19 protein-coding genes and 1 other RNA gene are annotated in these 20257 nt (G+C 72.7%); 10 read left to right on the forward strand and 10 right to left on the reverse strand.

Annotated elements, in window-relative coordinates; genetic code table 11:
- The 4 genes from C7C46_RS35125 to C7C46_RS19200 form a co-directional block, all read right to left on the reverse strand.
- On the reverse strand, positions 1-225 hold a 225-nt coding region (locus C7C46_RS35125; protein WP_220040648.1), incomplete at its 3' end, for a hypothetical protein.
- Positions 226-241: 16 nt separating this feature from the next.
- Positions 242-1357: a radical SAM/SPASM domain-containing protein gene (locus C7C46_RS19190; RefSeq protein ID WP_110671094.1), complete on the reverse strand. Its 1116-nt coding sequence runs from the start codon at positions 1355-1357 to the stop codon at positions 242-244.
- On the reverse strand, positions 1354-2139 hold the full coding sequence (locus C7C46_RS19195) for a nucleotidyltransferase domain-containing protein (RefSeq protein ID WP_110671095.1): 786 nt from the start codon (positions 2137-2139) through the stop codon (positions 1354-1356). Before C7C46_RS19195 ends, C7C46_RS19190 begins: the two co-directional genes overlap by 4 nt.
- Positions 2136-2387 carry a hypothetical protein gene (locus tag C7C46_RS19200; protein WP_110671096.1) on the reverse strand — a complete coding sequence of 84 codons (252 nt, stop codon included), beginning with the start codon at positions 2385-2387 and terminating at the stop codon, positions 2136-2138. Before C7C46_RS19200 ends, C7C46_RS19195 begins: the two co-directional genes overlap by 4 nt.
- A 326-nt stretch (positions 2388-2713) precedes the next feature.
- On the opposite strand from C7C46_RS19200, the gene C7C46_RS19205 reads away from it, so the two are divergent.
- The 7 genes from C7C46_RS19205 (at position 2714) to C7C46_RS19235 (ending at position 8791) form a co-directional block, all read left to right on the forward strand.
- Positions 2714-3574, forward strand: a complete 861-nt coding sequence (locus C7C46_RS19205) for a glutamine synthetase (protein ID WP_245984537.1) — start codon at positions 2714-2716, stop codon at positions 3572-3574.
- Positions 3575-4110: 536 nt separating this feature from the next.
- Positions 4111-4551 carry an NUDIX hydrolase gene (locus C7C46_RS19210; RefSeq protein WP_110671098.1) on the forward strand — a complete coding sequence of 147 codons (441 nt, stop codon included), beginning with the start codon at positions 4111-4113 and terminating at the stop codon, positions 4549-4551.
- Entirely contained in the window at positions 4548-5132 is a 585-nt protein-coding gene (locus C7C46_RS19215) for a P-loop NTPase family protein (RefSeq protein WP_425470097.1), read from the forward strand. Before C7C46_RS19210 ends, C7C46_RS19215 begins: the two co-directional genes overlap by 4 nt.
- A gap of 57 nt (positions 5133-5189) precedes the next feature.
- Positions 5190-5678, forward strand: coding sequence for an NUDIX domain-containing protein (locus C7C46_RS19220; RefSeq protein WP_110671100.1), 489 nt, complete (start codon positions 5190-5192; stop codon positions 5676-5678).
- A 189-nt stretch (positions 5679-5867) separates the two neighbouring features.
- Positions 5868-7802 (forward strand): ABC transporter ATP-binding protein, encoded by a 1935-nt coding sequence (locus C7C46_RS19225; RefSeq protein ID WP_245984539.1) that lies wholly within the window; start codon positions 5868-5870, stop codon positions 7800-7802.
- A 103-nt stretch (positions 7803-7905) separates the two neighbouring features.
- Positions 7906-8244: an HIT domain-containing protein gene (locus C7C46_RS19230; RefSeq protein ID WP_110671101.1), complete on the forward strand. Its 339-nt coding sequence runs from the start codon at positions 7906-7908 to the stop codon at positions 8242-8244.
- Positions 8245-8278: 34 nt separating this feature from the next.
- On the forward strand, positions 8279-8791 hold the full coding sequence (locus C7C46_RS19235) for an NUDIX domain-containing protein (RefSeq protein ID WP_181442420.1): 513 nt from the start codon (positions 8279-8281) through the stop codon (positions 8789-8791).
- A gap of 362 nt (positions 8792-9153) precedes the next feature.
- On the opposite strand, the gene rnpB is transcribed toward C7C46_RS19235, so the two are convergent.
- The 3 genes from rnpB to C7C46_RS19250 form a co-directional block, all read right to left on the reverse strand.
- Positions 9154-9547: RNase P RNA component class A (gene rnpB / locus C7C46_RS19240), an RNA gene on the reverse strand.
- 44 nt (positions 9548-9591) lie between these two features.
- Positions 9592-11046, reverse strand: a complete 1455-nt coding sequence (locus C7C46_RS19245; RefSeq protein ID WP_110671103.1) for an RNB domain-containing ribonuclease — start codon at positions 11044-11046, stop codon at positions 9592-9594.
- Positions 11047-11114: 68 nt separating this feature from the next.
- Positions 11115-11546 carry an SRPBCC family protein gene (locus C7C46_RS19250; RefSeq protein ID WP_220040649.1) on the reverse strand — a complete coding sequence of 144 codons (432 nt, stop codon included), beginning with the start codon at positions 11544-11546 and terminating at the stop codon, positions 11115-11117.
- Positions 11547-11649: 103 nt separating this feature from the next.
- Here C7C46_RS19250 and yaaA point away from each other — a divergent pair, with 103 nt between their 5' ends.
- Positions 11650-12447, forward strand: coding sequence for a peroxide stress protein YaaA (yaaA, locus tag C7C46_RS19255; protein WP_110671104.1), 798 nt, complete (start codon positions 11650-11652; stop codon positions 12445-12447).
- Between the two features lie 187 nt (positions 12448-12634).
- Here the strand turns inward: yaaA and C7C46_RS19260 are convergent, their stop codons facing one another.
- From C7C46_RS19260 to C7C46_RS19270, 3 genes are read right to left on the reverse strand one after another with little or no spacing between them, the layout of a single operon-like run.
- Positions 12635-13804 carry a bifunctional RNase H/acid phosphatase gene (locus tag C7C46_RS19260; protein WP_110671105.1) on the reverse strand — a complete coding sequence of 390 codons (1170 nt, stop codon included), beginning with the start codon at positions 13802-13804 and terminating at the stop codon, positions 12635-12637.
- Between the two features lie 4 nt (positions 13805-13808).
- The gene (locus tag C7C46_RS19265) at positions 13809-14552 is read right to left on the reverse strand and encodes a zinc ribbon domain-containing protein (protein WP_181442421.1); all 744 of its coding nucleotides are present in this window, start codon (positions 14550-14552) and stop codon (positions 13809-13811) included.
- A 41-nt stretch (positions 14553-14593) separates the two neighbouring features.
- Entirely contained in the window at positions 14594-15439 is an 846-nt protein-coding gene (locus C7C46_RS19270; RefSeq protein ID WP_110671107.1) for a Nif3-like dinuclear metal center hexameric protein, read from the reverse strand.
- Positions 15440-15768: 329 nt separating this feature from the next.
- On the opposite strand from C7C46_RS19270, the gene lanL reads away from it, so the two are divergent.
- Complete coding sequence (lanL, locus tag C7C46_RS19275) at positions 15769-18438, forward strand: class IV lanthionine synthetase LanL (RefSeq protein WP_110671108.1); 2670 nt, start codon at positions 15769-15771, stop codon at positions 18436-18438.
- Positions 18435-20252: an alpha/beta fold hydrolase gene (locus C7C46_RS19280; RefSeq protein ID WP_110671109.1), complete on the forward strand. Its 1818-nt coding sequence runs from the start codon at positions 18435-18437 to the stop codon at positions 20250-20252. The genes lanL and C7C46_RS19280 overlap by 4 nt, the downstream gene beginning before the upstream one ends.
- The last annotated feature ends 5 nt before the right edge of the window (positions 20253-20257 follow it).

The raw sequence follows: 20257 nt of genomic DNA on the forward strand, positions 1-20257 counted from the left end.
ATCAACTGCGGAACGCAGGTAGGCGACGCGGAGGCTGGAGAGGATGTCCTCGACCATGGCGGGGGTCATGCGCCGCTCTGCGTCGAGGCGGTCTCCCATGTAGCAGTGCTTGCAGCGTAATTGGCACTTCTCGGTGATGTAGAGGAACAGGAACGGTTCCTTGGCGGCGGTGGCGTGCTCGGCTGCGTGCACCAGGGCGTGAGGTGTGGTGGACCCGGTTGTCACGGTGGTCGTCTCCTTTTCAGCGCAGGGTGTGCAGCGAGTCGGCTTCGCGGGCGCCCCAGGCGGAGACGGTCCACAGGATGCACAGCGGGGTGGTGTCGCGGTCGCAGGAGTAGAACCCCTTATCCGCGTAGGCGGGGATCTGGGAGTACGCGGGGCAGCCTCCGCCGCAGGTGTCGGTATTCGGGCAGCCGGTGCACACCGGGTCTGCGGTGAGGTAGGCGTTGAGCTCGTTATTCGGGTCGGGGTTCAGGACGAGCCGGTCGCCGTCGAAGGTGGCGTAATGCCGGCCGTCGTCCATGAAGACGGGGCAGGCGAAGACAGTTCCGTCCGGGTAGACGTGCGGGCGGTCGAGAGTGCGGGCGGGGCAGCCCGGGTACCCGCGGTCGAACCACGCCGCCTGGTCGTCTGCCTTGACGAAGGTCGGCGGGTAGTAGACCGCCAGGCGCGGCTCGGGCGTGTAAGCCTCGATCTCAGCGCAGAATTCCATCCACTCCGTGGGGCTGAGCGGCTGAAGGAAGCGACCGCCGTTCCCGGTCTTGCCGAGGTTGTGGAAACTGAGGGTGTGGGCGCCGCGTTCGGCGAGGAAGGGGATGAGGTCGAGGGCTCCCTCGCGGTTGGTCTGCGAGACGGTGCACATCACGCGCACCTGGTAGCCGAGTTCGCGTGCCTGTCCGATGTGGCGGACGACCTTGTCGTAGTTGGTGGGGTTGCCACGGATCTTGCGGTGGATGCGCGGGTCGGCGGACTCCAGGGAGAAGTTGAAGCTGTTGAGGGTGCTCGGCGGGATCTTGTCGAAGAGGTCGTCGTCGAAGTCGCCATTGCTGCTGATGGTGACCTGGTAGCCGCGCTTGCGGCCTTCGGCGACGATGGTGGGCAGTTCGGGGTGCATGGTGGGCTCGCCGCCCAGAAGGTAGAGCTTGTCGTGGCCTCCGGTGATCCGGAAGTAGTCCATGACCTTGATCGCCGTCTCGACGCTCATGGTGTTGGCGGCGTTGAGACGGTCGTTACCCACGTAGCAGGTCTTGCAGCGCAGGCTGCACGCGGTGGTGGGATAGAGGAAGACGAACCGTTCGCGGGTCTGGCGGTAGATCGGCGGCCGGCTGGTGGGCATGCCAAGGGAGACGGTGGTCATCGGTTTCCTTCCGGTTCGGTGTGGAGGAAGGCCAGGCACTGGGCGGTCAGGGGTGCCGCGAGGGTTTCGTCGGCGATGGGCAGCGGGCAGGTGGCACCGTCAGTTGGTGGCTGGGCAGCGATGCGGCTCGCGTGCAGGGCTCCGGCGCGGATGGGCAACTCGGTTCCGAACCATCGCTCCAGGCCGATTCCGACGGGGGTATCGGTCCATGCGGAGGTGGCGGCCCGGGACTGCCACAGGTTGGAGAGGTGGTGCTGCGGGCTACCGGGTGGCAGGCGCAGTCGGCCTTTGTGGTCCTGGATCCGGGGCATTGGCCAAGTGGAGAAGTAGGCTGCGGCGCGAGCTTCGAGCGCGGGCAGCATGCAACCCGGGTCGTGGACCCCGGTCTTGGGATCGCTGAGGAACTTGAACACCACGTCGCCCTTGCGGAACACCGACAGCGGGCAGTCCGCGAGGTAGCAGGCGGATCGCTGGATGGCTGGCGCGGCTGCGATGCAGGATTCGGTGAAGGCCAGCAGATCGTTCAAGGTGTCGACGGTGAGGATCTCCCCGCAGTGGTCGAAGTCGAGACCGGCGAGCAGGTGTAGAGCGCGGAGGCGTTCGGCGAAGTGGCGCTCCTGGTCGTGGTCGCTGTGGGCGGTGATGATGAACAGGTCGATGTCGCTGGTCGGCTTGTGGGTGCCGCGAGCGTACGAGCCACCGATGAAGGAGCACAGCAAGTTGTCGCCGAAGACCTCGACGACGGCGTTGCTGGCCGCTGCGGTGGCCTGGGCGGCGCTCATGCGGCCTTCTTGGTGGTGCGTCCGGGTTCGCTGGTGATGGCCTCGGCCGCTACCAGGCCGCCGACTGCGGCTTGGAGGATGCCCTGGGCCAGCCCCGTGCAGTCGCCGGCCGCGTAGAGGCCGGGGGCGGTGGTCTCCAAGCTGTCGGTGAGCTTCAGCTCGTCCCAGAGGTTCTCCAGTTCGAGACCGATCACGGCGACCTGGGAGGCGGTGGCGGCTGCAAGTGGCCCGCCGGAGAAGTAGGCCATGAGGTCTTCGAAGGCGCTGCACAGGGCAGTGCGGATGTCGCGGGGCAGGATGCCTGCGAGGTCGGCGACCTGGTAGTCCCGCAGGGAAGGCTGGAAGCCGCTGAGCTTGGTGAACTGCTCCAGTTCGGTGCAGGCCAGGGTGCGGTCGCGAAAGTCGGGATACGACTGGAGTACGGGCTTGCCCGGCCGATCAGTCCTCAGCGCCCGATAAGGGGTGAGGAGGTTCGTCTCGACCCAGTCGGAGGTGCGAGGGGTGCCGTCAGGTCCTCCTCTACCAGGGCACCCTCGCTCAGGCCGCCGCCACCGGCTTCCGCGGCCTGCACCCGGTGACGGCAGACAACCGCGACTACGCACTCGACCACCCGCGCGAGCTGGTGCGCTACACCGCCAAGCTCACCGCCGCCATGGCCGGGGCCGGCCACCCGGTGGAGGCGGTCAAGACCGAAGGGGCGCCCGGCCAGGTCGAGGTGACGTTCCCATACGGGGAGCCGGTGGCCGCGTGCGAGCAGCACGTGCTGCTCAAGCACGCCGCCCGCGCGGTCGGTGAACGCATGCGCCTGCTGCCGACGTTCATGGCCGCGCCCGCCGACCGCGTCGCCTCCGGCCTGCACCTGCACGTCTCCCTCTGGCAGGGCGATCTGGCGGTGCTCGCCGACCGCGAGCGGCCCGGCGAGCTGTCCGACCTGGGCTGGCAGGTGGTGGCGGGGGTGCTGGAGGGCCTGCCGGACCTGGCGCCGTTGTACGCGCCGAACGTCAACTCCTACAAGCGCTACCGTCCTCACTCCTTCGCGCCCACCTGGTTCACGTGGGGTTGGGACAATCGCTCCTGCGCGGTGCGGGTAGTGGGCCATGGCAGCGGGCTTCACCTGGAGATCCGGCTGCCAGGGGCGGACGCCAACCCCTACCTCGCGCTGGCCGCCGTGCTGGCTGCGGCCCGGCGCGGAATCGAGGGCGGCCTCAAGCCTCCTGCGGCGACCACCGGTGACGGCTACCGCGACCACGCCGATGCTGCGGTGCCGACCACCCTGCGCGAGGCTCTGCGCCTGTTCGAGGCGAGCACCCTGGCCGGCGACCTGCTCGGGGCGGAGGTGGTCGCCCACTACGCGAGCCTGGCCCAGGCCGAACTGCGGTTCCACGACGCACGGGTGACCGATGTCGAGCTGGCCCGCGGCTTCGCCCAGACCTGACCCACCGGACGGGCCCCGGGCACGACCTGCGCCGATGCCCGGGGCGCCGCCCTCCGCCCGGACCACCCTCACCCACCCCTCACTCCCTTCGCCGAACGGAACGGAGGCAGCGAGGCAACCCGACCTGCTCCCGCCGAATCGGCGGCCTCCGCACTTGCCGACGCGCCGGAGCATCCGCGCCGCCTTCGGCGTGACCGCCATCGTGTTGAACTCTGCCGCGACCGGCCCGACAAGGGTCGGAAGCACACACCGTGACCCTGGGCGCGGCCGGATTGTCAGTGGCTCGTGGCACACTGCCCGTTCGATCAACCGCCTTATCAGCATGACGAGTTGGTGGTATTCACCGGATCGTGTGGTATTCGCCGCGACACGCCGAGGCAGCCTCGCTGGGCTGCCTATGGTGGGGCATCTGCCGACGTACTCACGTACTCACGTACGACGAACGATCACCAGTCTGATCGCGGCTTTGTCATGGCCTGACATGTGCGGGCCGCCGTCGCAGCCCTGCGCGTCGCTGTTCGAAAGGAAGGAGTCCGATGGCCCACACGCTGGTTGTAGGAGTGCACCTGGTCCTGGTCGAGGACGGCCGGGTGCTGCTCGGGCGGCGCGCCAACACCCCCTTCGCCGAAGGCAGCTGGCACGTTCCCGCAGGTCACCTCGAAGCGGGAGAGTCCGTCCTGGCTGGCATGGCCCGCGAGGCCAAGGAGGAACTCGGCATCACCATCCGCGAGGAGGACCTCGGCATGGTGCACACCCTTCACCACCTCGACGCCGACGACGGTGCAGGGCGCCTCCAGCTCTTCTTCTCACCGCGCTCATACACCGGGAAGATCACCAACCGCGAGCCGGACAAGTGCACTGCTCTTCAGTGGTGGCCGCTGGACGAGCTTCCGGAACCGATCGTCGGCTACACCGCCGACGCGCTCTCGCAGATCACCGCCGGGCACCTGCTGTCCGTCGTCGGCTGGCCGGCATGAGCACCGCGAGCCCTCCGGGGCTTCCGGCTGCCCGGATGCCCGTGGGAAGCGAGGAGACCAGGCTCATTGTCCTCCGAGGAAACTCGGCGTCCGGAAAGTCGTCAGTGGCGGCGGGGATCCGGGACCGCTTCGGCCGGGGACTGGCCCTGGTCGGGCAGGACAATCTGCGTCGGATCGTGCTGCGCGAGCGCGACCGGCCCGGCGGCGCGAACATCGGCCTGATCGACACGGTGGCCCGCTACGCGCTGGAAGCCGGCTACCACGTCGTCATCGAGGGCATCCTGTACGCCGACCACTACGGCGACATGCTCGCGAACCTGGTGAACGACAACCGCGGCGTCTCCTGCTGCTACTACCTCGACATCCCGATCGACGAGACGCTCACCCGGCACGCCTCGAAGGCCGATCCCGCATACCAGGCAGCTGTCACCGAGCGCGAGCTGCGCGACTGGTACCGCGAGCACGACGTCCTGCCCGGCGGCATCGAGACCGTCATCGGCAGCGACAGCACCCTCCACGACACCGTCGACCGCATCATGCGAGAGACCGCCCTCTCGGAGTTGCCCCCGCGCGACGCCTGAGGCCGCCGTCGCATCGCGCCCAAGGACCGCCACCCCACCCACGACAAGGAGCACCTGATGCACGAGACGAGCAGGCTGTCAGTCTGCGTCATCGCCCACGATCTGAAAACCGACCAGATCGCCACCGTCCACTACGCCCAGCGCAGTTGGACCCCGGGCCCCGCGTGGACGATCCCCGGTGGGAAAGTCGACCCCGGCGAGGCGATCCCCGACGCCGCCGCCCGGGAGCTGCGCGAGGAAAGCGGACTCATCGTCCGGCCGTCCGACCTGCGCCTGGTCCACACGATCCAGGCCAAGGAAGGCTGGGACGGGCTCGGCGGGTTCGTGCTCTTCGTCTTCGCCACCAGTGAGTTCACGGGCGAGCTGACCAACGTCGAGCCGCACAAGCACCTGGACGTGCGCTGGCACCCCGCAGCCGCCGTCCTGCCCAGCCCGATGTTCCCGACCTCCAAGGCCGCAGTAGAGGCATATCTGGCCGGCGAGCCCGCGTTCTCCACCCATGGATTCGACCCGGCCTCCGGCCAGCGGGAGCTCGTCGGCACATGACCGGCACGGCGGCACCGGTGCCTTCCCCTTGCCGTCGCGCCCGAGCGCCGTGCGGCAAGGGGCGGAACGACTTCACCGGTCGCCAGCACCGGTTTCCCCCGGCCCACCCAACACCGGCGCCACCGTCCTGCTCCACACCCCCGGCTATCTCGGATAGCACCCCTCACGCCCCCGGACTGGACGGTGACCGTGACCGACACCACCACCCCCGACACCCCGACTGACACCACGCCGAGCGAGGAGCTGAAGTTCCAGCACCCCGGCGGCGACGTCCCCGAAATCGCCGAGTCCATGACCGCCCGGAACATGGCCCGCCGGCTGCCCAGCCTGATGCGCCGCACCCTTGGCCTCGCCTGGCGGGTCGACCGCGGCGCCATCACCGCCCTGCTGATCTGCCAGGCCATCTCCGGACTGCTGGGCGCCTTCGGGCTGCTGGCCACCACCGGAACGATCAAGGCCCTGATCGCCTCGGGCCACATCATCGACCGCCTCCACCAGGCGATCCCCTCCATCGCGGTCATCGCCGGGGCGGCCGGCCTCCGGTCCCTGCTCGGGATCACCGTCACCGCCCTCTCCTCCCGGATCTCCCCGAAGATCGCGCGCGAGGCCGAGCTGATGATGCTCGACGCGGCCACTGCCGCCGAGCTGACCGCCTACGACCGCCCCGGCTACAACGATCGGTTCAGCGCGGCCGACCGCGGGGTGGAAGTCTCCCGCGATCTCATCGGTGAGACCCAGAACCTGATCGCCTCCGGCGCCTCCCTCATCGCTGCCGCCGGGGTCCTGGCCGTCCTTCACCCCGTGCTGCTGCCGCTCCTGGTACTCGCGGCCCTCCCGCAGGGCATCGCCTCGGTCCGTTCCGCTCGGATCGGCTACGTCACGATGGTGAAGACCCACCAGGACCGGCGCGTGCTGAGCCTGCTGCGCTGGTACCTTGTCGACAAGGAACCCGCCGACCAGATCCGTTCGGGCACCATGGCGCCGTTCCTGCTGGAGAAGTACCGAGCGGTCGGCGACCGCGTCACCGCCGCCACCAACAACGCCGCCTGGCGAAGCGCCAAGGTGTACGTGCTCGGAGCCATCGCGACCGGCGTGGCGACCGCACTGGTGTGGGGCGCCGTGGTCCTGCTGCTCGCCACCGGCCACATGTCGCTGGCGTCGGCGGGCACCGCGTTCTTCGCGCTCGGAGCCGCCAGTTCGGGGCTGCGCGGCATCGTGGGTTATGGCGCCGACCTCTACCGCACCGGGCTCTACCTGGATGACTGGTCGACGTTCCTGGACGAGGCCGGCGGCCACCGGATCGACCGTGGCGACCAGGTCCCCGGCAGCCCGCTGTCCGTCCGGGCCGAGAACCTCACCTACACCTACCCCTCCTCTGACACCCCGTCCCTTCAGAAGGTCACCCTGGAAGTCCGGCGCGGTGAGGTGCTCGCCCTGGTCGGCGAGAACGGCAGCGGCAAGACCACGCTGTCCAAGATCCTCGCCGGGCTCTACCTCCCCACCGAGGGAGCGGTGACGTGGGACGGCGTCGACACCTGCGACCTGGACTCGGCGGCCCTGTGGAAGGAAACAGCGGTCGTGCCTCAGAGTTACGCGCGCTTCCCCCTGACCGCCCGCGAGAACATCACCCTCGGCCAACCGCACGGTGGTGACGAGGCGGTCCACGCCGCCGCCCTCGCCTCCGGGGCCGTCGATGTCCTGGACGATCTGCGCGCCGGCCTGGACACCCTCCTCGCACGGGAGATGTGGGGCGGACAAGAACTCTCCGGCGGCCAGTGGCAGAGGATCGCCATCGCTCGGGCCTTCTACCGGCGTTCGGGCCTACTTGTCCTGGACGAGCCGACCTCCGCGCTCGATCCCCGTGCCGAGCACCGGATCTTCTCCGGCCTGCGTGCTCTCGCCCGCAACCGCGCCGTGGTACTGGTCAGCCACCGCCTCGCCAACGTCGCCATGGCGGACCGCATCGTGGTCCTCGACCACGGCCGCATCATCCAGCAGGGCACCTTCACCGAACTCGTCGCCGACACGAGCGGCCTCTTCCACGAGCTATGGCAGCTGCAGAACGACCGCGGGATTCCCAACCAGCGCGAGCACACCGACCCGAAGGAGAGCACCGCCCCATGATCTCGTACCAGCTGCTGGCCGAGCCGTCCGTCGCCCGGGTGCCGCTGGTCGAGACGTCCAAGCGGCTGTACCCGCCGTACATCGAACTGATCGGAGCCTGAGCATGTCCGACTTCTACTGCGAGCAGGTGCTTAAGGGCCTCACGCCGGTGGACACCGTCCAGGAGACGGACCTGGTCCTGGCCTACCACCACACCCGGCCCAGCTACCCGGTGCACATCGTGGTCGTGCCGAAGCAGCACGTCCCCTCGCTCGAAGAGCTGGGCGACGGCGGCGAGGAGCTGCTGACGGAGGTAATGCGGGTCGTCCGGTCGGTGGCCGCCCAGGTCCGAGCCGAGCACGGCGCCGCGTGCGTCGTGACGAACCTCGGCGACTACCAGGAATCCAAGCACCTCCACGTGCATGTCCTCTATCGGGGCGACAAACCCGAGGGCCTGGGCTGAACCGGCTGCGCCAACGAACAGGAGACCGCTCACGATGCCGCAGTGGATTCCCCCCGCCGAACACCTGAAGACAATGCCGCAGGCGCTCCACGGCTGCGCCGTGTTCCTTACGGACCAGCGCAACCGGATCCTGCTGCTCCACGAAGCCCCGAACGAGCAGCGGGACGCCTTCGGCGCCGACCCACGCTGGCTGTTCCCCGGGGGCCGCCTCGACCACGACGAGAACCCGCTGAGGGCTGCGGCACGCGAGACTCTGGAGGAGACCGGCCTCGACCTCACCGGCATCCTGCGCCCCCTGGGGACGGACTTCCGCGACCCGACCGAGCACCGGCCGGCCATGACGGACTACCACTTCGACGGAGGCTGGCTCACCGCCGCCCAGGCCGAAGCGATCCTGCTGTCCGACGAACACGACAGCCACGCCTTCCGCCGCCTCACCGAATGGCAGCCGATCCTGCCGCCGACGCGCTACGCCCTACTGTCCTCGCTCACCCAGGCCCGCGCGGAGAGCCGCCAGCTCGTCCTGCACAACGGGCACCCGATGTAGCACCCGTGACACCGAACCCCGCTGTGCCCCGGGCGGACGCCCCACCCACTTCGTCATCGCCGACGAACCCACCAGCGCCCTCGAGCCGAAGGCCGAGATCGTCGCCTTCGCACGGGTCCGCGAACTTGCCGAGCAATGCCTGACACCCCGACCCGCTTCCTGCCCGCCCAACCGCGCGCTCCGAGCCCAGGTCAAGACCTCTCGATCAAGATCATCCTGGGGGACTTTTCGGGGACTTTCCGCTCTGTCAGGGGGACGTTCCGGGGACTTTTTGCCGCGTAACGCGGCAAGCCCCCGAAAGATCGGAAAGGGCCTCCGACGCAGGTCAGAGGCCCTTCCGGGGGCAAAGCCCCTGGTACGGCGGATGGAGCCGGCCTGTACGCCGGGTTCTGTCTCCCAGGTTGCTTGCGCGGCCCGGGGAGGCGGCCATCCATCTAGGGCTGCCGTTGCCGACAGCCTCGTGCGGTCTACCCGCGGACTCGGGCGAGCAGCCCTCGGTCATCCGCGCACGGGGCCCGAGGGTCCCGATCTTGACCTTGCTCCGGGTGGGGTTTACCTAGCCGGCCGAGTCACCCCGGTCGCTGGTGGTCTCTTACACCACCGTTTCACCCTTACCTACCGAGGTAGGCGGTCTGTTTTCTGTGGCACTGTCCCGCGGGTCACCCCGGGTGGGCGTTACCCACCACCCTGCTCTGTGGAGCCCGGACGTTCCTCGGCGGATCCTGGTGGATCCGTCGCGACCGCCCGGTCGGCTCTTCCGCCGTGCTGGCCATCCTATCGGGTCCGATGGGGGCCCTTGGTCAGGCCGGTGCGAAGCGGACCGACCGGGCGGCGGGGTCGGCGAGGGTGAGCACCACCCGGATCCGCTCGCCGAGCGGGAGGCGGTGGCCGGTCGGGGCCTCGCAGCGGGCCCGGACGGCGGGGTCGGCGAGTTGGACGGTGCCACGCCCGGGCCGCTTGTCGTCCAGGTCCACCACCACCGCGTCGAACCCCTCGCCCTCCCGCCCGCGCAACAGTTCGGCCTCCACCAGTTCCACGCAGTCCCGCTCGACCTGGTGCGCGCGCCGGTCGCCGCCCGCCATCAGGGCGGGGACGGTCGTCAGGCCCTCGCGCACCCAGTCCGGGACCGGCGTGCCGCCGGCCACCGCCACGCAGACCTCCTGCGCGTACCGGTCGGCCAGCCGGCGCAGCGGCGCGGTGCAGTGCGCGTACGGCGCGGCGAGTGCGGCATGGCCCGGGTCGGCGGGCGGGACGGTGCCCGCGGCCGCGTCGAAGGCCTGGTAGCCGGCGCCGCGCAGCAGGCCGGTGCACTCGTGCAGGAAGGCGGCGTGGTGCGGCAGGTGCGGGTCGAGCGAGCGGATCAGCGCCGGGTACGGCAGGGCGGCGGGCCACGGGACGTAGAGCGCGTGCGCGCAGCGGCGCAGCTTCTCGTACGCCGAGGGCGGGGCGGCGGGCAGGGTACGTAGCAGGCCGGTGCCCGCGTCCAGCATCAGTTCGGCCGCGACCATGCCGGTGAGCAGCGAGAGTTGGGCGTTCCAGCCGTCGGCCGGACGCGGCGCCCGGTAGGTGGGCCGGTAGCCGTGGTCGGTGGCCTCGATCTCCTGCTCCGGGACCGGCAGGCTGACTCCGCCACGGGCCTGCTCCTGCAGCTCGCGGGCCAGGCCGACCTCGGCGAGCAGGGTCAGCTGCTCGTCCGGGCGGCCGCCGTCCACCGCCTGCTGGACGGTGGCGTAGTCCAGCCGGCGGCGGGAGCGGACCCTGGCCCGGCGCACGTCGGCCAGCACCACCGCGCCGTCCGGGTCCAGGTCGATCTGCCAGAGCAGGGCGGGGCGCTCCTGGCCGGGCAGCAGGCTGGCGGCACCCTCGGAGAGTGCGGCGGGGTGCAGCGGGACCCGCTGGTCGGGGAAGTAGAGGGTCTGCACCCGGCGGCGGGCCTCGGTGTCGATCGCGCCCCCGGGGCGGACGAAGGCGGCCACGTCGGCGATCGCGTAGTGCACCCGGTAGCCGCCGCCCGGGCGGCGGGCCAGGTGGATCGCCTGGTCGAGGTCGAGCGATCCGGGCGGGTCGACAGTGAAGAAGGGCAGCTCGGTCGCGTCGTACTCGGGCAGCCGGGGTGCCCGGGCGGCTTCGTCGGCCTCGGCGAGCACGGCCGGCGGGAACTCCTCGGGGATCTGCAACCGGGCGCGCAGCTCGGCCAGTTCGGTGTTGATCCGGGTGGGATCGGCGGCTCGGACGCGCAGCAGTCGGCGAGGCATGACCGCAGGGTACCCGGGGGGTGGGAGGGGCGACGGTTGCCCCACGCGGCCCCAAGGCCTGTCCGGGCCTAGGTTCTGGCCAGGCCCTCGCAGTAGGCCTTCAGGCCGGCGGCCTCCATCGCGAGGTAGCGCCGGATCAGCCGGCCGAGCAGCAGCCGGGCCAGCGGTGCCAGGAATCCCTCCTGACGCAGCTCCAGGATCAGCTCGGTGCCCGTCGCGGTGGGACGCAGCTGGTGGTCGGCCACCGTGCGCACGCCCGGCGAGCGGCTCTCCCAGGTGAAGGCGCGCCCCGCCTCGTACCCGGTGACCCGCCACAGGGCCCCGGGCAGCCGCGGCTGCTTGACCCACGCCTCGGAGCCGAGGGCGAACGGACGGCCCTGCTCGCGGCGCCGGATCAGCTCGACCGACGCCGTCCACTTGCGCCAGCCCTGGACGTCGACCAGCACTGCCCAGACCGCCTCAGGTGCGGCGGCCATCTCGACCCGTTCGCGGTGGAACACCGGCTCGCCCCCATCTGTCGCCTCAGTTCATGGTAAAGAGGCGGATCCCGGGCCGGGTAGATTACTACAGATTGTTTAACGAGATCGTGAGGGAGTGCCCCGAATGCCGTTCCTGGTGCTGCTGCCGCCGTCCGAGGGTAAGGCCGCCGTGGCCGAGGGCGCACCGGTGGAACTGGCCTCGCTCTCGCTGCCCGGGCTGACACCCGCCCGCGAGCGGGTGCTGGACGCGCTGGTGGAGCTGTGCCGCGGCGACGAGGAGACGGCGGCCGAAGTGCTCGGACTGAGCAAGGGCCTGCGCGGCGAGGTGGCCCGCAACGCCGGCCTGCGCAGCGCGCCCGCACTGCCGGCCGGCGAGCTGTACACCGGGGTGCTGTACGACGCGCTGGGGCTGGCCAAGCTGGACGAGGCCGGGTACGCGCGGGCCGAGCGTTCGCTCCTGGTCTTCTCGGGGCTCTGGGGTGCGGTGCGGCTCGGCGACCGGATTCCGGCGTACCGCTGCTCGGGCGGGGTGAAGCTTCCCCCGCTGGGCGCGCTCGGGGCGTACTGGCGGCGGGCGACGGCGGACGTGCTGCCGGCGGAGGCGGGGGCGGACGGCCTGGTCCTGGACCTGCGCAGCTCGGCGTACGCGGCGAGCTGGAAGCCGGCGGGGGCCGTGGTGGAGCGGACCGCCACGGTGCGGGTGCTGCAGGAGAAGGACGGCAAGCGTTCGGTGGTGAGCCACTTCAACAAGGCCACCAAGGGGCGGCTGGTGCGCGACCTGCTCAACTCGGGGGCGGAGCCGGAGACACCGGGCGAGCTGCTGGACGTGCTGCGCGGGCTTGGGTACCTGGTGGAGGTCGCTGCGCAGGGGACGGCGCGGAAGGCTTGGCAGTTGGACGTGGTGGTGACGGAGATCCACTGAGGGTGGGTCAGCTGACGGGCGGTGGATGGCGAGTGGTGAGGGGTGTCTACCACTCAACGACTAACAGCTGACAGATTTCAGATTCTGTCAGCTGTTAGTCGTTGAGTGGTAGGCGCTAAGCGCCAGCCGTCAGACGTTGGTCCACAGCCGCCATCCACCATCCGTCAGCGCCCCGCGCGAGAACGCCTCAGCGCAGATGCCCGGTGTCGTTCATCAACCGCACCGACGCGTTCCCGTCCGAGTAGTACTGCACCGCGCAGAACGAAGCAGCCGACAGCTCCATCCGGTACAGCGAGTCCGGCGGGGCCCCCAGTGCGAGCCGGACCAGCGTCTTGATCGGGCTGACGTGCGAGACCACCAGGACCGTCTTCCCGGCGTACCGGGCCAGCAACTTGTCACGGGCCACCGCGACCCGCTGCGCCAGCGAGGCGAAGCTCTCGGTGCTCCCGGTCGGCTTCGCCTTGCTGGAGGCCAGCCAGGCGTCCAGGTCCGCCGGGTACCGCTCCTGCACCTCGCCGAAGGTGAGCCCCTCCCAGTCCCCGAAGTCCAGCTCGCGCAGCCCGCTCTCCACCCGCAGGTCGAGCCCGAGCCGCAGCGCGGCCGCCTCCGCGGTCTGGCGGGTGCGCAGCATCGGCGAGCAGACCACCGCCTGCACGGTGCCCCGCGCAGCCAGCTCCTGCGCCGCCCGCTCGGCCTGCCAGCGCCCCTTCTCGGAGAGCTCCGGATCGCTGCCGGTGCTGCCCGAGAACCGCTTGAGCGGCGTCAGCGCCGTCTCACCGTGCCGCAGCAGCACCAGCGTGGTCGGGGTGCCCAGCTCCGCCCCCCAGCCCGCCTTCGGTGCGCCCGCTACCGGCAGCGGCTCCTCGACCGGCTCCGCCGAGACCGCCGACCCCGACCCCACCGACCCCGACCCCTCGGCGCCCGCCTTCGGCACCCACGCCCGGCCCGCCTGGCCGGCGTCCATCGCCTCGTTCGCCAGCCGGTCCGCGTCCGTGTTCCGCTCGCGCGGGATCCAGGCGTAGCTCACCCGGCCGGGCGGGAAGACGGAGCGCGCCTCCGCCGCCAGCGGCTGCATGTCGGGGTGCTTGATCTTCCAGCGCCCGGACATCTGCTCGACCACCAGCTTGGAGTCCATCCGGACGTCCACGGTGGCCTCGGGGTCGAGCTCGTGGGCGGCGCGCAGACCGGCGATCAGGCCCTTGTACTCGGCCACGTTGTTGGTGACGCGCCCGAGGTACTCGGCGGCCTCGGCGACGATCAGTCCGGTGTCGCCGTCACGGACCACCGCGCCGTACCCGGCGGGCCCGGGGTTGCCCCGCGAGCCGCCGTCCGCCTCGACGACGAACCTGCGCGCCACCGGCTCAGATGCCCGACTCGGCGGTGCGCACCAGGATCCGGCCGCAGTTCTCGCAGCGCAGCACGGCGTCCTTCGGCTCCGCCTTGATCGCGTTCAGGTCGGTGATCGCGAACTCCACCCGGCAGCCCTCGCACCGCCGCTGGAACAGCCGGGCCGCGCCGACCCCGCCCTGCTGCTCGCGCAGCCGGGTGTACAGCTTCATCAGGTCGGCCGGCACCACGGCGGCCACCGTCTCGCGGTCCCGGGTGAGCTTGGCCGACTCCGCGTCCAGCTCGGCGAAGGAGGCGTCGCGGCGGGCGGTGGCCTCGTTCAGCACCACGTCGGCGTGCTCGAGACGGCCGGTCAGTTCGGTGACCCGGGTCTGCGCCGACTCCAGCCGCTCCATCACCTCCAGCACCACGTCCTCGAGGTCGGCCTGACGCTTCGCCAGCGAGCCGTTCTCGTGCTGCAGGTTCTCCAGGTCCCGGGCGGAGCCGACCGCGCCGGAGTCCATCCGCTGCTGGTTGCGGGCAGCCCGGCTGCGCACCTGCTCGACGTCCTGCTCGGCCTTGGTCAGCTCGCGGGCGGTGTCGCCCTGCTGCGCCTCGGCGGCGACCACCAGGGACTTGAGGGCGGCGCGGTCGGCCGCGGCCTTGTCGATCTCCGCGTGCTCGGGCAGCGTGCGGCGGCGGTGGGCCAGCTGGTCCAGCTTGGAGTCGAGGGCCTGCAGGTCGAGCAGGCGGATCTGGTCGGCGGGCGCGGCGTTCAAGCGGGGAGCTCCTGTGATGGCGGGGTCGAGCGGACGGGAAGTCAGGGGGTGGGCGGGTACGGCATCGGGGCGTGCGCCGTCCACGGGTCGGTGACCAGGGTGGAGACCCTGGTCTCCAGCTGCCAGCCGTGCCGGTCGGCGGCGGTGCCCAGGTCACGGGCGGCCAGGTCCAGCCAGGGCCACTCGGTGGCCCAGTGGGCGGCGTCCACCAGGGCGATCCCGCGGCCGGCCTCGGCGGCCTCGGAGGCGGGGTGGTGGCGCAGGTCGGCGGTGACGTAGGCGTCCACGCCGGCCGCGCGGACCTGGGCGAAGAAGGAGTCGCCGGAGCCGCCGCAGACCGCGACCCGGTGCACGGGCCGGTCCGGGTCGCCGCTGACCCGCACACCGGTGGCGGTGGCCGGCAGCCCGGCGGCCACCCGGGCGGCGAAGGCGGCCAGGGGCAGCGGTTCGGGCAGCTCGCCGATCCGGCCGGTGCCGCGGCGCCCGGCCGGGTCGGTCGGGTCCGCCAGCAGCGGGCCGGTGACCTTGAGGCCGATCGCCTCGGCCAGCGCGTCCGAGACACCGGGGTCGGCGTGGTCGGCGTTGGTGTGCGCGACGTGCAGGGCGATGCCGGCCCGGATCAGGCGGTGGACCGCCCGGCCCTTGAACGAGTCGGCCGCCACCGTGGTGGTGCCGCGCAGGTAGAGCGGGTGATGGGTGACCAGCAGGTCGGCGCCCCACTCCACCGCCTCCTCGACCACGGCCGAGACCGGGTCGACGGCGAAGAGCACCCGGTGCACCTGGTCGTCCGGGTCGCCGCAGACCAGTCCGACGGCATCCCAGGACTCCGCCCAGCTGGGTGGGTAGAGCTCCTCGAGCGCGTTGATGACCTCGGACAGTTTCGGCACCCGTTGAGACTACCGCGCGCCGGAGCAGGGCCGGGCCGTACGGGTGTACGCACCGCCGGGCGGGCGCGGGCGCTTCACGCGGTCATGCCAGAGCACGGTGAGCCCGCGGAGCCGAAAGCGATTCTGGATCACCCTTAAGAGTGAAGTGACCCGGGAGGCGTTGAGCGGCCTGCGCACCAAAAGTAACTTCGCTGTCGCGGAGGGGAGTTGTCTCCACCGAAACAGGTTGCCGGAACAGGATGCAGGAGCCGGCCCCCGGGCCGTCGCGCGAGTCGCCGGCGGCCGTGGCGACGCGCACGGCCGAGGGGACACGAAGGGGTGGGGAGCGGATGGGCACGGGCATATCGCTGCAGGAGGCGACCTGGCACGCCGGAGCTCCGGCCGACGACACGCTGGTGGCGGCCGCCCGGGCGGCGGTGACGGCGGACGGCGCCGCCCGCTGGGAGGCCGCCTTCGACGCCTTCTGGTGCACGGTCACCCCGCCCGGCCGCACACCCGAGCAGGGATGGAAGATCCACGTCAGCGCCGCCGGCCCGGTGGCCGTCCGGGTGCTCTCCGCGGTGGCCGAGGTGCTGGCCGCCGACCCCTGCACGTTCAAGTTCGCCGCCGACCGCGAGCGCCTGCAACAGCTCAACTCCCGCAACAGCGAGCGTGGTTCGGCGGGCAAGTTCATCACCGTCTACCCGCGCGACGAGGCCCAGTTCCAGCGCCTGCTGACCGGATTGCACCTGGCCACCGAGGGCTTGCCGGGCCCGCTGGTGCTCTCCGACCGCCCGTACGCGCCCGGCAGCCTGGTGCACTACCGCTACGGCGTCTTCTCCGGGCGCGGCGAGCTGGGCAACGACGGGCGGTACCGCTCGATGCTGCACGGCCCGGCCGGGCAGCGGATCGAGGACGAGCGCGGCCCGAGCTACCGCTGCCCGCCCTGGGTGGTCGACCCCGTCGAGGGGAGGGGGTCGACCCGGCGGGCCAAGGGCGGCGGTGCGGTGCTGATCGGCGGGCGGTACGCGCTGACCGCGGCGGTGCGCCACTCGGCCAAGGGCGGGGTGTACCTCGGCACCGACGCGACCGACGGCACCCCGGTGGTGGTCAAGCAGGCCCGGGCCCACATCGAGGTGGACCGCTCGGGCACCGACGCGCCCACCGCGCTGCGCCACGAGGCCAGGCTGCTGGGCGAGTTGGCCGAGCTCGGCCTGGCCGCCCGGCCGCTCGACCTGCTCACCCAGGGGGATTCGCTGCTGCTGGTCCAGGAGCACATCCCCGGCCAGCAGCTGGGCAGTTGGGTGGCCGCCCGGGTGGACCGCGGCGGCGCGCCGGACGTGCCGTGGGCCCAGGCGCGGCCGATGGCGCTGGCCCTGGTCGAGCTGCTGACCCGGGTGCACGCGGCGGGGCTGGTGCTGCGCGACCTGTCGCCGGGCAACGTGCTGGTGCTGCCGGACGGCTCGCTGCGCCTGGTCGACCTCGAACTCGCCTGCGCGGCAGGGGTGGTGTCCGGCACGGCGGGGACCCCCGGGTACCGCGCGCCGGAGCAGTCCGGGCGGCTGCTGGCGGCCGATCCGGCCCTCGACCTGTTCGCCCTCGGCGGGCTGTTCTTCCTGCTCGCCACCGGCCACGACCCGCTGCTGCCCGAGGACCTGCCGCAGGCCCGCCCGCTGCCCGAGCGCCTGGGCCGCTGGCTGGCCCTGGCCGCCCGGGAGGGCGAGAGCGCGGCCCGCCTGGCCCCGCTGGTGCTCGGCCTGCGGACCGCCGCGCCGGGTGAGCGCTGGCCGCTGAGCCGGGTGCGGGCAGCGCTCGGCGCACCGGCCGACGCGCCGCGGCCGGCCGGCCGGGTGCTGCCGCAACCACTGGCGCGGATCCTGCGCGACGGGCTGCGGCACCTGGTCGCCACCGCCACCCCGCAGCGCCCCGACCGACTCTGGCCGGCCGTGCCCGGCGGGCAGCGCACCGACCCGTGCAACGTCCAGCACGGTGCGGCGGGCGTGCTGGCGGTCCTGGCCCGCTGCCTGCCGCAGTTCCCCGAAGGTGAGTTGACGGCCCGTCAGGCCGCCGAGTGGATCGAACGCCGGTGCGCCGCCGAGCCGGTGGTGCTGCCGGGACTGCACTTCGGGCGCTCCGGGACGGTCTGGGCGCTGCTGGACGCGGCCGAGGCACTCGGCGACCCGGGCCTGGCCGCCCGGGCCCGCCGGCTGGCCGAGGCGGTGCCGAGGCGCTGGCCGAACCCGGACGTCTGCCACGGCGCCACCGGGGCCGGCTTCCTGCGGCTTCGGCTCGGCGACCGGCGCGGCGCGCTGGCGGCCGCCCGGGCACTGCTGGCCGGCGCCGAGCAGGCACCGTACGGCACGGTCTGGCCGGTCCCCGCTGACTTCGACTCGCAACTGGCCGGGATCACCCACCTCGGGTACGCGCACGGGGTGGCGGGGGTGGGTGCCTTCCTGCTCGCCGCTCACCGGGCCACCGGCGATGCGGCGGCGCTGGCGGGGGCCCGGCAGGCCGCGGCCACCCTGGCGGCCACCGTGCGCCGGCGCGGCCCGGCCGCGTGGTGGCCGCAGAGCGCGGGCGATCCGGAGTCGGTGCGCCTGGCGCACTGGTGCAGCGGGGCCTCGGGGGTGGGCAGCTTCCTGGTCCGGCTGTGGCAGGTCACCGGCGATCCGGCGGCGCTGGAGCTCGCGGTGGCCGCAGGCTCGGCGGTGCTGGACAGCCGCTGGCACAGCGGGGCCAGCGCCTGCCACGGGCTGGCGGGCAACGGGGAGTACCTGCTGGACCTGGCCGAGGCCACCGGCGAGGAGCGGTTCCGCTGCGGCGCCGAGGAGTTGGCCCACCTGCTCGCCGCCCGCGCCGCGCTGCGCGAGGGGCTGCTGGTCCTGCCGGACGAGACCGGGACGGACTGCGCGGCGGGCTACGGCACCGGTACGGCCGGCGGGCTCGCCTTCCTGCACCGCCTGCAGCACGGCGGCCCCCGCCTCTGGCTCGACCCGCTGCTACCACCGGAGGTCCCGTGAACACCGCCCTGCGCACCGCCGTCGTCCGGCGGGTCAGTTTCGCCTTCGCCGCGGACGGCTCCTACGGCGCCTGCCTGGCGGCGGGTCCCGACGGCGGCTGGGGCGTGGAGCGCTGGCGGCTGACCGGCGAGCCGACCGCCGTGGTGCTCGGGGACGCCCCGGCCGAGGGCCTGCGCTCACAGCTGGTCCCGCTGCCCGACGGCCGGGTGCTGCTGCTGCGCCACGAGGGCGAGCGGCACGACCTCGCGCTGCTCGACGAGTCCGGCGAGCGCCCGCTCGCCACCCTGCACCAGCCCGGCCTGCGGCTGCTCGCCCTGCCCGGCCGCCCCGCCCCTGGCGCCCCGGTCGCCGTGGCCCTGGGCACCGACACCTCCCCCGCCACCCGCGCCTGGCTGGTGCACGCCGACGGTCGCCCGCCCACCCAGGTCGCCGAGCTGGCCGGCCTGCACGGCGGCGGCACCTGGCTGGACCGCACCGGCCGCCTGCTCGCCCTGGAGCGGGTGCACGCCGGTCAGGTCCGCACCGTGGTGCTCGACCTGCGGCTGGGCAGCGCCACCTGGATGTTCGACCTCGCGCCGGACAGCAACGACCGGCTGGTGCTCTTCGACCCCGACACCCGCTTCCTGCTGCTGCGCAGCGACGCCCCGGGCGAGGACCGGCTCGGCTGGGGCGTGCTGGGCGGGCCCGAGCCGGTCCGGTTCCCGGACTGCCTGCACCAGGGCGGCCGCTTCCTGCGCCCGGTCGCCCTGGAGCCGGGCGCCGCCGAGGCCGCCGCCACCCGGGTCGTCCTGCTCGGCGAACACGGCGCGGGCAGCGCGCTCTCCCTGTGGCGGCCCACCGCCGGCCGGCTGACCGCGCTGGCCGCCCCGCCCGGGCGGTTCGGGGCGGTGGGCCACTGGTCGGCGGCGGGCCTGCGCGTCCCGTACTCGGCACCCGACCGGCCCACGGGGCTGGCCACCCTGACGGTGGGCCAGTCCGCCACCGATCTGGCCTGGCGCCTGGACGGCAGCGCGCCGCCCCCGCCAGGCACTGCGTGGCACGGCGCCCGGGCCGTGCAGCTGGCCGGTCCCGCCGGGCCGATCGAGGCCGTGGCCTACGGCGGCGAGGACTGGCTGACCAGCCCGCGGCTGGTGCTCGCACTGCACGGCGGCCCCGCCGACGCCTGGCGACTGGAGTTCGACCCGCTGCTGCAGCGCTTCGCGGCCGAGGGCCTGGCGGTGCTCGCCCCCAACCAGCGCGGCAGCGTCGGCTACGGCACCCGGCACGCGCTGGCGATCCGCGGCGCCTGGGGCGGGCCTGACCTGGCCGACGTGCTGGCACTGCTGGCCCGGATCGCGGACCGGCGCGGCGCCCTCGGGCTGCCGCCGCCGGCCCTGTTCGGGGTCAGCTACGGTGCCTTCCTCGCCCTGCTGGCCACCGCGCTGGCGCCGCCGGGCCTGCTCGGCCGGTGCGCGGCCGTCGCCCCTTTCCTTTCCGGCGCCCGGCTGCTGGCCGACGGTGCCCCGGCGGTGCGGGCGCTGGTCGGCCGCCTCGGCGGGGCGGTACCGGTCACCGACCCGTACGGTCCGCGCGACCTGGCGGTGCTGGCCGGGCGGCTCGCCGCGCCGCTGCTGCTGCTCCACGGCGACCAGGACCGGATCGTCCCGGTCGCCCACTCCCGCACGCTCCGTCAGGAGCTGCTCCGGCACGGCCGCACCGAGGGGACCGACTTCCACTACCTGGAGCCCGCCGGGGCCGGCCACGAACTGCTCGCCGAGCCCGGCTCGGCGGTGCTGCACGAACTGCTGGCCGGCTTCCTGCGCGCCACCGCCTGACGGCA

Source organism: Streptomyces tateyamensis, assembly GCF_003205575.1.
GTDB lineage: Bacteria > Actinomycetota > Actinomycetes > Streptomycetales > Streptomycetaceae > Kitasatospora > Kitasatospora tateyamensis.